Annotated in this window: 8 protein-coding genes; 3 read left to right on the top strand and 5 right to left on the bottom strand. The window is 62.8% G+C overall.

Going from position 1 to position 11,975, the window contains the following annotated elements; translation table 11 throughout:
- Positions 1–123: 123 nt before the first annotated feature.
- Positions 124–1,971, bottom strand: a complete 1,848-nt coding sequence (locus FWD29_08885) for a phosphoenolpyruvate carboxykinase (GTP) (protein ID MCL2804045.1) — start codon at positions 1,969–1,971, stop codon at positions 124–126.
- A gap of 228 nt (positions 1,972–2,199) precedes the next feature.
- Here FWD29_08885 and FWD29_08880 point away from each other — a divergent pair, with 228 nt between their 5' ends.
- A complete protein-coding gene (locus FWD29_08880; GenBank protein MCL2804044.1) occupies positions 2,200–3,837 on the top strand; it encodes a glycoside hydrolase family 13 protein in 1,638 nt (545 codons plus the stop codon).
- A gap of 305 nt (positions 3,838–4,142) precedes the next feature.
- Here the strand turns inward: FWD29_08880 and FWD29_08875 are convergent, their stop codons facing one another.
- Positions 4,143–5,429: an adenylosuccinate synthase gene (locus FWD29_08875; GenBank protein MCL2804043.1), complete on the bottom strand. Its 1,287-nt coding sequence runs from the start codon at positions 5,427–5,429 to the stop codon at positions 4,143–4,145.
- Between the two features lie 115 nt (positions 5,430–5,544).
- Here FWD29_08875 and FWD29_08870 point away from each other — a divergent pair, with 115 nt between their 5' ends.
- Positions 5,545–6,777 carry an amidohydrolase family protein gene (locus FWD29_08870; protein ID MCL2804042.1) on the top strand — a complete coding sequence of 411 codons (1,233 nt, stop codon included), beginning with the start codon at positions 5,545–5,547 and terminating at the stop codon, positions 6,775–6,777.
- Between the two features lie 61 nt (positions 6,778–6,838).
- Here the strand turns inward: FWD29_08870 and FWD29_08865 are convergent, their stop codons facing one another.
- The gene (locus FWD29_08865) at positions 6,839–7,963 is read right to left on the bottom strand and encodes an endonuclease domain-containing protein (GenBank protein MCL2804041.1); all 1,125 of its coding nucleotides are present in this window, start codon (positions 7,961–7,963) and stop codon (positions 6,839–6,841) included.
- Positions 7,964–8,563: 600 nt separating this feature from the next.
- Between FWD29_08865 and FWD29_08860 the strand changes: the two genes are divergently transcribed.
- On the top strand, positions 8,564–8,764 hold the full coding sequence (locus FWD29_08860) for a DUF3073 domain-containing protein (protein ID MCL2804040.1): 201 nt from the start codon (positions 8,564–8,566) through the stop codon (positions 8,762–8,764).
- Between the two features lie 200 nt (positions 8,765–8,964).
- Here the strand turns inward: FWD29_08860 and purM are convergent, their stop codons facing one another.
- Both purM and purF read right to left on the bottom strand, forming a co-directional pair.
- On the bottom strand, positions 8,965–10,110 hold the full coding sequence (gene purM / locus FWD29_08855) for a phosphoribosylformylglycinamidine cyclo-ligase (protein MCL2804039.1): 1,146 nt from the start codon (positions 10,108–10,110) through the stop codon (positions 8,965–8,967).
- Positions 10,111–10,166: 56 nt separating this feature from the next.
- Positions 10,167–11,801, bottom strand: a complete 1,635-nt coding sequence (gene purF / locus FWD29_08850; GenBank protein MCL2804038.1) for an amidophosphoribosyltransferase — start codon at positions 11,799–11,801, stop codon at positions 10,167–10,169.
- Positions 11,802–11,975: the final 174 nt, after the last annotated feature.

Genomic DNA, 11,975 nt, shown 5'->3' with positions numbered 1-11,975 from the left:
GGTCAGGCCTGGGCCAGCCGCGTCGCTTAAGTAAACCGATGCCGGCCCGCACCGTTGTGACTAGGGGCGAGGGCCGGCATCGGACACTCAAGCCTTAGCGCCAAGCCAAGGCGATTAACAGACTCAGGCTTTGGCAGCCTCCAGGCGCTTGCGGAGGTCAGCCAGCTGCGCCGTCATGGCCGGCGGCAAGTGGTCGCCAAACATCTCGAAGTACTCTTCGGTCAGATCGCATTCCGTTAGCCAAGCATCCGGATTGACCGAGAAGAGCTGATCGAGCTGCTCGTCAGTCACATCAAGGCCAGCAACGTTGAACTCGGCGCGCAGCGGCAGGTTGCCGATGGCGGTCTCTTCGGCGCCAGCGGTGCCCTGAACGCGGCCCACGGCCCAGGCCAGAACACGCGAGTTGTCGCCGAAGCCCGGCCACAGGAACTTGCCAGCGGCGTTCTTGCGGAACCAGTTGACCTGGTAAATGCGAGGTGCCTTGTCGCCCAGCTTCTTGCCCATGTTGAGCCAATGGCCCCAATAGTCGGCCATGTTGTAGCCGCAGAACGGCAGCATGGCGAACGGGTCGCGGCGCAGTGAGCCGACGGCGCCTTCAGCAGCGGCGGTCTGTTCTGATGAGACCGAGGCGCCCACGAAGACGCCATGCTCCCAGTCGCGAGCCTCGTTGACAACCGGCACGTTCGAAGCGCGGCGGCCGCCAAACAGCATGATGTCAACCGGCAGACCGTCCGGGTCTTCGAACTCGGGCGCAATGATTGGGCACTGGCCGGCCGGCGCGGTGAAGCGAGCGTTGGGATGGCTGGACGGGGCCTCACTAGCCGGAGTCCAGTCGTTACCCTGCCAATCGATCAGGTGATCTGGCGCATCGTCGGTCATGCCCTCCCACCAGACATCGCCATCGTCGGTCATGGCGACGTTGGTGAAGATCGAGTTTTCGGTCATGGACAACATGGCGTTCTTGTTGGTGAACATCGACGTGCCCGGGGCCACTCCGAAGAAGCCAGCCTCCGGGTTGATGGCATAGAGCCGACCGTCGGGGCCTTGGCGCATCCAGGCGATGTCGTCGCCCACGCATTCGACCTTCCAACCAGGAATGGTCGGCTCGAGCATGGCCAGGTTGGTCTTGCCACAAGCGCTGGGGAAAGCAGCGGTGACAACAGAGGTCTTGCCCTCTGGGCCGGTCAGCTTGAGGATGAGCATATGCTCGGCCATCCAGCCCTCGTCCTTGGCCATAACCGAGGCGATGCGCAGCGCGAAGCACTTCTTGCCCAGCAGCGCGTTGCCGCCGTAGCCCGACCCGTAAGACCAGATCTCGCGGGTCTCTGGGAAATGAGTGATGTACTTCTCGTCGTTGCAGGGCCAGGTGGTATCCGGCCGGGCATTACCGGCAGCGTCAATCAGCGGATAGCCAACTGTGTGGACGCAAGGCACAAAGTCGACGTCCTCAGTGATCAGATCCAGGGCGGCCGTGCCCATGCGGGTCATGATCTTCATTGAGACAACAACGTACGGCGAGTCAGTCACCTCAACGCCCAGCTGAGAAATCGCGCCGCCCAGCGGGCCCATCGAGAACGGCACCACAAACATGGTCCTACCGGCCATGGCGCCATCAAACAGTCCGTCGAGGATGCCACGCATCTCGGTTGGGTCCATCCAGTTGTTGGTTGGGCCGGTGTCGATTTCCTTCTTTGAGCAAATGTAGGTACGCGACTCGACCCGAGCGGTGTCGGAAGGCAAGGACCGGGCCAGGAATGAGTTGGGGCGCTTGGCTGGGTTGAGCCTGATCATCTGACCGGATGCGACCATCTCGTCGGTCAAACGGGTCCATTCTTCTTCCGAGCCGTCCGCCCAGACGATCTCAGCGGGCTTGGTCTTGGACGCAATGTCAGAGACCCACTTGATGAGCTTGGCATTCTTAGTTGGAGCTGTCGCGGCAATGGCGGCAACTGAGGTGTCAGCAACGGTCATTTCCCATAAACCTTCCGTCGGTTGTTCAGATGCGGCGCTGGCCAAGTCGACACCGGGGAGCGCGCCGTCGTTAAAACAGGGCGCTGCGTCCGTAGCCGACCAAGGCCGCGCCCTAGGGCGCCTATCGCCTCCATACAGCCTAGTCCGCTTGCGCTCTGCCGAACGGGTCAGCTTGAAAAATGGTCAAGATGTCCAGTGCTTTGTGGCCAAGCGCCTAGGCTCGAAGCGATGCAGCCAACGCCTTTGTCCGCCCCTTGGTGGCACAACGCCGTGGTTTATCAGGTCTACCTTCGATCCTTTAGGGACTCCGACGGAGACGGGATTGGCGATCTTGAAGGATTGCGTCAAGGGCTGGAAACCATCGCTGACCCGGGCGTTGACGCGATCTGGATCAACCCCTGTTACGTCTCTCCTCAACACGACCACGGCTATGACGTGGCCAACTATCGCCAGGTTGACCCGGCTTACGGCACCAACGACGACCTGAGGGCCGTCATCGGGCAAGCCCACCAGCTGGGCCTGAAAGTGCTTCTCGACCTTGTGCCAAACCACTGTTCCGATCAGCACGTTTGGTTTCAGCAGGCCATCAACTCGCCGGCCGGTTCGCCGGAGCGGGCCCGGTTCCACTTCCGTGACCAGCCGAACAACTGGCAGTCGGTCTTTGGCGGGCCGGCTTGGTCGCGGGCCGCGGCCGACCCCACCGGCCAGTGGTACCTACATCTTTTCGACTCAACTCAGCCCGATTTCAATTGGGCTAATCCGGAGGTGGCCAGGGAATTTGCGGATGTGCTCGGTTTTTGGTTCGACGCCGGCGCCGACGGTTTCCGCATTGACGTGGCCCACGGCCTGGCAAAGGCCTCGGGCCTGCCGGATTGGCCCTGTTCCGGTGGCCATCCCGGTGCTCCGGATGCCCACCAGGTGGCTTGGGATCAACCGCCGGTCCACGCGATTTACACAGGCTGGCGCCAAATCGCTCGCCGCTACCGGCCCGAACGCTACTTGGTCGGTGAAGTCTGGGTCACCAGCTACCAGGCCCAGGCTGCCTACACGCGGCGGGACGAGCTGCACCAGACCTTCGACTTTGACCTGCTGATCAAGCCCTGGGATGCCGCCGAGGTGCGAGACGGCATTGGGCAGTATTTGGCCAAAGGCGAGGCCGCGGCTTTGGTCGCCTCAAACCACGATGTTCACCGGCCGGCCACCCGTTTTGGCTTGCTCGACCAGACGGCTGGGCCACCCTCCTGGGACTTGGCGGCCGGCGCACGGCGGGTTGGACCGGTTGACCAGGCGCTGGGTCGGCGCCGAGCCCTGGCCATGACCGGGTTGCTGCTGGCCCTGCCCGGCACGATCTACCTCTACCAGGGCGATGAACTTGGCTTGCCGGAGGTGCTCGACCTACCGCCGGCGGCCCGGCAAGATCCGATTTGGCGGCGTTCGGGCGGCGCGGACCTGGGCCGCGACGGCTGCCGGGTCCCCTTGCCGTGGACTGCGAAGGGAACCAACTTTGGCTTTTCCCCCAGCGGTGGGCTGGCTCCGTGGCTGCCTCAGCCTGCCAGTTTTGGGGCGCTGGCGCGCGATGTCCAGGAGGCTGACCCGGAGTCGCATCTTGGGATTAACCGCCGGTTGCTGCGCTGCCGCCGCATCGTGTTTGGCGCTGAGCGGTCGATTGGTTGGCTTGAGTCGCCCGATGCCGGCCTCCTCGCTTTCACCCGGGGCGCCGGGGTTTGCGTGGTGAACTTTGGCGATGAGCCGGTGCGGTTGCCGCATCAATGGCCGTTGGGCGAGGTGGCGGTGGCGACGGACAGCGCGAACACCGCGACGGTCGTGGCGGCGAACTCCGCCACCTGGTTTGGGCTTGTGCAGTAGCTCGGTGTCGCTGCAATTGGGGGCCTGGACTGCACCCATGCGGCGAGACCGAGGTTTCGCCGGTCGCCTGTGTGCACTAGCTCGGTGTCGCTGCAATTGGGGGTCTGGACTGCACCTATGCGGCGAGACCGAGGTTTCGCCGGTTGCCTGTGTGCACTGGCTCGGTGTCGCTGCAATTGAGGGTCTGGACTGCACCCATGCGGCGAGACCGAGGTTTCGCCGGTTGCCTGTGTGCACTGGCTCGGTGTCGCTGCAAAGGGAAGGCGTGCAGTAGCTCGGTGTCGCTGCGATTGGGGTTTGGGTGACTAGTCCGTCAGCGAGTGGCGCTGGATGATCGCATCGCGAGCGGCGCCCACACCAACCACCGAAACGCGCACGCCAGCCAGATCCTGGATCGCCAGAATGTAGTCCTGAGCGTTGGCCGGTAGTGCTGCGTACGACCGAGCTCTGGAAATGTCCTGGTCCCAGCCGGGCAGTTGTTCGTAGATCGGCTCGGCGTGGTGAATGTCACTTTGCGAAACCGGCAACTCGTCATAGACCCGGTCACCTATTCGGTAGCCAACACAGACCGGAATCGACTCCCAGCCAGTCAAGACGTCCAGCTTAGTTAGAACGAAATCGGTCACCCCGTTGATGCGGGCGGTGTGGCGGGCGACCAGGGCATCGAACCAGCCGCAGCGCCTAGGCCGGCCCGTGGTGACCCCATACTCGCGGCCGATGTCGCGTAAACGCTCGCCGTCGGCATCGTGCAACTCGGTCACAAACGGACCGGCGCCCACTCGGGTTGAATAGGCCTTTATCACCGCGATCACCCGGTCGATTCGAGTCGGGCCAATGCCCGAGCCAGTGCAAGCCCCGCCAGCGGTGGCGTTCGATGAGGTGACGAAGGGATATGTGCCGTGGTCAACGTCCAGCATGGTGGCCTGGCCGCCTTCGAGGAGAACCGTCTTGCCCTGGTCAAGAGCCTGATTGAGCAAAAGTGCCGTGTCTGCCACCATTGGGCGCAATCGCTCGGCCAGGCTTTCGAGCTCTTCAACAACCTCGGTCACAGCCACGGCACGGCGGTTGTAGACCTTGACCAGCAGGTGGTTCTTTTGCATTAGGGCGCCTTCAACCTTCTGGCGCAAAATCCCGTGGTCGAACAGGTCCTGGACGCGAATGCCGACCCGCGAGATCTTGTCGGCATAGGTCGGGCCAATGCCGCGACCAGTAGTGCCGATCCGCCGCTGTCCCAGAAACCGCTCGGTGACCTTGTCCATTGTGCGGTTAAAGGAGGCGATGACATGGGCATTTGCGCTGACAAGCAGGCGGGAAGTGTCAACGCCGCGTTGGTCCAGATCGTCTAGTTCGTGGAACAACACTTCAAGGTCAACCACCACGCCGTTGCCGATCACCGGCACCACGCCCGGAGTCAAAATGCCACTTGGCAGCAGATGCAAAGCGTAGCTTTGCCCGCCCACGACAACCGTATGACCTGCGTTGTTACCACCGTTGAACTTGACAACATAGTCGACTTTTGAGCCCAGTAAGTCGGTCGCCTTGCCCTTGCCTTCGTCGCCCCATTGGGCTCCAACTAGCACGATCGCCGGCATTGGGTTCTCCCATCTGGCGCCTGACGTCAGGTTTGGCGCCAACACCGCCCTAGAGATTACCGGACCTGAGCCTGCGGCCCGGCCTTTGGCGGTCAATCCGTGGGAAGATGCGGCTGTGCACGCCGTTCCAACCCCACCGGTCGAGCCTTCCAAGGCCTGGTGCGTGCGTGGCCGGGCGGTCACCGACACTGGGCTGGTTGAAGACGCCATTGTCAAGGTTCGTGGACAACGATTTGTCTCAGTTGACGAGGCTGACAGGTTCCCACCGACCGACGTCGCCACGGCCTTCACCTGGGATGGCCTGATCCTTCCTGGCCTGGTCGACATCCACTGTCACGGGGGTGGCGGCGTGTCCTTCCCTGATGCAGCCTCAAGCTCCGCGGCCCAAATCGCCGTCGACGAGCACCGCCGGCACGGCACTACCACGCAGGTCGCTTCGCTTGTCACCAATCACCCGTCTGAGCTGCTGCGACGTCTCGAGATTCTGAGCCCGCTGGCCGCCACAGGCGAGGTCGCCGGATTCCATCTTGAGGGACCGTTCCTCAACGCCGCGCGCTGCGGCGCGCAAAACCCGGCCCTGATGACCCGACCCGATGCCGACCTGATCGCCCAGGTCAGCCGCCTAGCTGGCGAACACTTTGTCTCGATGACCCTGGCGCCGGAGCTGCCAGGTGCGGTTGGACCGGGCGGAGTGGTTGAGGCCATCGCTCAGGCCGGTGCGGTGCCGTCGTTTGGACACTCCGATGCCTCCGCCAAGGAAATGAACTTGTCCGTGGCCGATGCCGGAGCGCAACTCAGGCGATCGACTTGCGCCAGGAGCTCCAGGCCCACGGCGACCCACCTCTTCAATGGCATGCGTCCAATCCATCACCGCGATCCGGGGCCGGCAATGGCGTGCCTGGCCGCCGCTGTCCGCCGCGAGATGGCGGTTGAGCTGGTGGCAGATGGCGTTCACCTTGATCCGCTGACGGTGGCTTTCGTTTTTGACCTGGTTGGTTCAGGCCAGGTTGCGCTGGTCACCGATGCGATGGCTGCAACCGGCATGGCCGACGGCATCTACCAACTGGGCACCCAAACCGTCCAGGTCAATGGTGGTGTTGCCAGGCTGGCTGAGGGCAATTCAATCGCTGGTTCGACTGCCCACCTATTGGATGTGCTGCGCTGCACCGTGACTCAATCCGGAGTCGACCTATGTGACTCGGTCCGGGCGGCCTCAGCGACGCCGGCCGCGATCATTGGACTTGGCGACGAGGTGGGCCAGCTGGCCCGTGGCCTGCGGGCCGATCTCGTTTTGACCGACAATGACCTTGAGGTACAGGCCGTTTTCCGGGCTGGCCAATTGGTCTGAACTGGCACACTTACCCCCGGGCGGGCCTGTGCCGACAATCGACTTCGCCGGAAAGCATGGGTTATCGCTGGGACCGGCGGCGTCTGGGCTGACTCTTGGGCTTGTGGTGTGTGTGGCGATGCCACCAGCGCGGTTTTGGCAGCTGAATGCTGTCTAGGTCCGCCAAGTGGGCTGGTTTGGCAGCTGGGTAGAGGAACTCGACCAGCTTTTCGATCGTGGCCGGCTTGTTGTACATCACCTCGATTGCGGTCAAACGCAGCACGTCAAAGCCAGCTTCTCGAAGCAGACGATCACGTCGCTCGTCCTTGCCGCCGAGGCCAGGTTGATGGTAGGCCGCTCCGTCTATCTCGACTATCTTGCCCAACTCCTCGACCAGCACGTCAACGCAGAAAGCCTCACCACTGAGCGCCCTGACCAGCTTGTTGGGACTCCATCCGGTTGGCATTGCCAGCGATTGGCGCAGGATGTCGTGGCAGTCCAGTTCCGGGATTGAAGCCGCGTTTGATAGCACCTCGTCCTTGAAATAGTTCAGCCTCAGAGCCCCGCGCCAACCCTTGCGCCTCGACGCTACCTTCACGAACGCATGCCGGATTATGTGCCCGCGGGTCAGAAGCCAGGCAAACAACTCCTTGGCTTGTTCGAGCGGCAGGTCGCGCAGTGTGTCAACTATGGCGGACTGGAGCTCTTGGACCCTAATGCCGCCTAGCCCGGTGATTTCCTCGGGAAGCAGCCTGGTGTGGTGAGGGCGCAGCCCAACCTGAGCACGGCGGTAGATAGTTATGGCCACCGTCAAATTGTCTTGTTTGGGTACAGGCGCGTCCGGGATCCACAGCTGGAGGGCAGACGGCCCCCAGATCACGCCATCGGCCCAGGTCAAGACGGCAGCTTTGGCCGCTGCGGCGTGGTTGATTCGGGTCTGGCTTAGGCACCAAGCCTTGCCCGCGACCGGTTGCCAAGAGCCGTGTTTGGCCTGGTAGGCCACCTGGCATCGCGACCATCCGGCCTGGCGTAACTGCCGACGCGTGAAGACCCCAGACAGCAGGTGTTCCACAGTCTGATTGGTTGTGTCCATCGTGGTTTGACAGTCGTTGTCCACTTGCCCCGTTGTCATTGATCCAGTGTCCAACACACCACCGACATCGATCCCATCCGGCGTGCCAAATAGAGGGGTAAAAGTCCTGGTCACAGGCGTAATTGAGCGTTATCCACAGGGGTCGGGCAACAGAGTGCGCTGAAGCTCGGTGTCGCTGCGGAAAGGAGCGTGGCCAAAGCTCGGTGTCGCTGCGGAAAAGCTGGCTGGGGCCCCAATTTGCGGCGAGACCGAGGCTTTGCCGGAGGGGTGACGGCTGAAGCTCGGTGTCGCCGCGGAAAAGGGGGTGTGGGCCAAAGCTCGGTGTCGCTGCGGAAAGGGGGTGTGGGCAGAAGCTCGGTGTCGCCGCGGAAAAGAGCGTGGGCCAACTCGGTGTCGCTGCGGAAAGGCTGGCCGGGGCCCCAATTTGCGGCGAGACCGAGGTTTTGCCGGAGGGGTGACGGCTGAAGCTCGGTGTCGCTGCGGAAAGGGGGTGTGGGCAGAAGCTCGGTGTCGCTGCGGAAAGGGGGTGTGGGTCAAAGCTCGGTGTCGCTGCGGGCGGGGGGCAGGGTCGCGGGGGCGAGGGGCGAAGTGACCGCCTAGGTTCGACGTGGCCAGGGATCATCTTGTAATCTACTGGCCATACGATCATGCCGGAAATCCGGGGCCGCTCATACGAGCCTGCCACGACACTAAGCGTTAAAGGGGGTCACGCACATGGGGCGCGGCCGTCAGAAGGCGAAGCAGACTAAGGTCGCTCGCCGGCTCAAGTACTACACTCCGGACACCGACTACCGAGCCTTGGAGCGCGAACTATCAGGGTCGGTGGGCGACAAAGACGAAGAGCAATACTCTGAACTGGCCCAACGCTACGGCGCAGAAGACGAACCGTGGGATCCGGAAACCAAAGAAGCCTGACAGCCAAACGCAGGGGCCTCGATGGGCCCAACGCTACGGCGCAGAAGACGAACCGTGGGATCCGGAAACCAAAGAAGCCTGACAGCCAAACGCAAGGGCCCCCATGGGCCCAACGCTACGGCGCAGAAGACGAACCGTGGGATCCGGAAACCAAAGAAGCCTGACAGCCAAACGCAAGGGCCGGCATCGGCCAATCGCTGCTAGCCCGCGGAGTAGACATCGACCATTAGCACCTGGCCGCCCTGGACCCCTTTGGCGCCTCCGGTTAGATCGGCCGGGACCGACCGGCGCGCCTGATACTCCTGGTCAAGGGCGGCGAACGCAAGCACATGGCCAATAGGTGCGGCCAGTTGGCCTGACTCGGCCAACAACTCGAGCGCAGCCCCAGCGGCCGATTCGGCCACCACGGCCAACATGCCAACACCCAGGTTCCAGGCTGGTTCCAGATCAGACCAAGACAGTCCGCCCGCCTGGCGCAACACATCAAACACCGGCGGCACTGTCCAAGCCGCCCGTGAGACCTCGGCGCCCAAGCCCCGGGGGATGACGCGGGCCAGGTTGGCGGCCAATCCCCCGCCGGTGACATGGGACAACGCGTGCAGTCCGCCGTCTGGACCGGAGCCCAGCGCGGCCGCCAGCCGCAGGCATGGCCGGGTGTAGAGACGGGTTGGTTCGAGTAGCTCCTCACCCAGGCTGCGGCCAAACTCGGACACCTGACGGTCATAGGTCCAACCCAGTCTGGCCACCACCGAACGGACCAGCGAATAGCCATTCGAGTGCAGCCCGGAGCTGGCCAGGCCAATCACCACATCGCCCTGAGTGACATTGCGGGCACCCAGCAGATCGGCTTTTTCGACCACCCCGACCCCCGCGCCGGCAAGGTCGTATTCGTTGGCCGCCATGGTGCCGGGGTGCTCGGCCGTTTCGCCGCCAATCAAGGCCGTGCCGGTTTCGGCGCATCCGGCGGCAATACCTCCCACCAGAGTGGCGATTATTTCCGGGCGGACCTTGCCGGTGGCAATGTAGTCGGTCATGAATAGCGGCCGCGCACCGCACACCACCACGTCGTCAACGACCATGCCAACCAGGTCGCGGCCAACGGTGTCGTGGACATCCATGGACTGGGCGATGGCCAGTTTGGTGCCCACCCCATCGGTTGAGGTTGCCAAGATGGGATGGTCGTAGTTCCGCAGGTCACAAGCGTCCCAGAGTCCGGCAAAACCGCCAACTTGGCCCATCACCTCACTACCATGAGTCCGTCCAACGGCGGCCTTCATCAAATCAACGGCGCGGTCGCCAGCCTCGGTGTCAACACCAGCACGGGCGTATGCCGAAGGCGAGGCCAACACCCCTGGGCGGGAGCCGTCATCGGGCAATGAAACAGCGCCACTGGCAGGTTTCGTCACGGGTGGTCCAGGGCTTCCCCCGCACCACCGCCGGGCGTCGATTGGGCCAGGCCATCTGGGCGTTGGGCAGACGTTTCGAGCACGGCACCGTCCTGAAGCTCTTTGCCTTCATCCAAGGCCCAAGGCGGGATTCTGATGGGATAGCGGCCGGTGAAGCAGGCGGCACACTGCTCACCACCTGGCAAACCCGTCGCTTCTACCAGGCCTTTGATCGAGATATAACCCAGCGAATCGGCCTCAATCGACTTGCAGATCTCATCAACGCCCAGGCCAGGGGCGATCAGCTCGGCCCGGGTGGCAAAGTCGATGCCGTAGAAACACGGCCAAATCACCGGTGGCGAGGAAATCCGGACATGGACTTCCGCAGCGCCGGCTTGGCGCAACATGCGGATGACGGCGCGCTGGGTGTTGCCGCGAACAATCGAGTCATCCACGACGATCAGGCGTTTGCCTTTGACGACCGCGCCCAGGGGGTTTAGTTTGAGGCGAATACCCAGCTGGCGGATGGTTTGGGACGGCCGGATAAACGTCCGGCCAACGTAGGCATTCTTGGTCAAGCCTTGTGCGAATTCGATGCCGGATTGCGCAGCGTAGCCAATCGCAGCCGGTGTGCCCGAGGACGGCACCGGGATCACTAAATCAGCCTCAACCGGGTGCTCTTTGGCCAGTGTCCGGCCCATGGCCAGGCGCGACTGGTTGATCAGCTGGCCAGCAATAATTGTGTCTGGCCTGGAAAGATAGACAAACTCGAAAATGCAGCCGGAGGGCTTGGCGGCGGCGAATCTTGACGACCTTAAGCCCTTAGAGTCGATCGCGACCATTTCGCCGGGCAGGATGTCACGAACATAAGTGGCGCCCACAATGTCCAAGGCCGCCGTTTCGGAAGCCACCACCCAGCCTTTTTCCAGTCGTCCTAGGGACAACGGCCTGACGCCGTGTCGGTCGCGGGCAGCGTAAAGCGTGTTCTCGTCCATGAAAACCAACGAAAAGGCGCCTTCGACATTTGCCAGTAGGCTGCGCGCGGTTTGTTCGAGCGAATGCTCTAAGTCGCCGGCTAAGAGACCGGTCAAAATGCCGGTGTCGCTGGTTGAGACACTGGCTCCGTTGGTGCCGCTGGGGCTGGCGTTGGCTGGTTTCTGTTTCGACTTAGTGGGCTTGGATTCTGTCTTGGCACGAGCCCTGTGCTGGCGCGCGGCCAACTCCTTGGCCAGCTCGTCGGTGTTGGTTATGTTGCCGTTGTGGGCTAGGGCGACGGTGTCACCGCCCACGGTTGGCCCAAGAGTGGGTTGAGCGTTTTCCCAGGTAGAGCGCCCGCTGGTGGAGTAGCGGGTATGCCCGATGGCGATATGCCCCGTTAGTGAGGTAAGGGCCGCCTCGTCGAAGACTTGCGAAACCAAGCCCATGTCCTTGAAGACCAGGATCTTTTCGCCGTCTGATGTGGCGATACCGGCTGATTCCTGGCCTCTGTGTTGTAGGGCGTACAGTCCAAAGTAGGTCAGTTTGGCGACCTCTTCACCTGGAGCCCAAACCCCAAACACGCCGCAAGCGTCTTGAGGTGCCTTTTCACCGGGAATTAGGTCGTGGCCCAAACGGCCGTCCGCGCGTGGCACGTGCTCTATGGTCGCACACATTCGCTGCCGACCGTTTGCCCCCCTTTGCGGCGAGACCGAGGTTTTGCCGGCGGTCGGTGGGCTGAAGCTCGGTGTCGCTGCAAATTGGGGGGTTGTTAGCCGAGGGGCAGGTTGGGGGGAGTGGGCTGAAGCTCGGTGTCGCCGCAAATTGGGGGGTTGTTAGCCGAGGGGCAG

The sequence above is a fragment of the Micrococcales bacterium genome (genome assembly GCA_009784895.1).
In the GTDB taxonomy this organism is placed as follows: domain Bacteria; phylum Actinomycetota; class Actinomycetes; order Actinomycetales; family WQXJ01; genus WQXJ01.
This window is presented reverse-complemented; position numbering and strand designations above follow the sequence as displayed.

Excerpts from the sequence above, each read along its gene's own strand:
- FWD29_08880 (MCL2804044.1), top strand. The coding sequence starts at position 2,200 with ATGCAGCCAACGCCTTTGTCCGCCCCTTGGTGGCACAACGCCGTGGTT.
- FWD29_08875 (MCL2804043.1), bottom strand. The coding sequence starts at position 5,429 with ATGCCGGCGATCGTGCTAGTTGGAGCCCAATGGGGCGACGAAGGCAAG.
- purF (MCL2804038.1), bottom strand. The coding sequence starts at position 11,801 with ATGTGTGCGACCATAGAGCACGTGCCACGCGCGGACGGCCGTTTGGGC.
- FWD29_08885 (MCL2804045.1), bottom strand. The coding sequence starts at position 1,971 with ATGACCGTTGCTGACACCTCAGTTGCCGCCATTGCCGCGACAGCTCCA.
- FWD29_08860 (MCL2804040.1), top strand. The coding sequence starts at position 8,564 with ATGGGGCGCGGCCGTCAGAAGGCGAAGCAGACTAAGGTCGCTCGCCGG.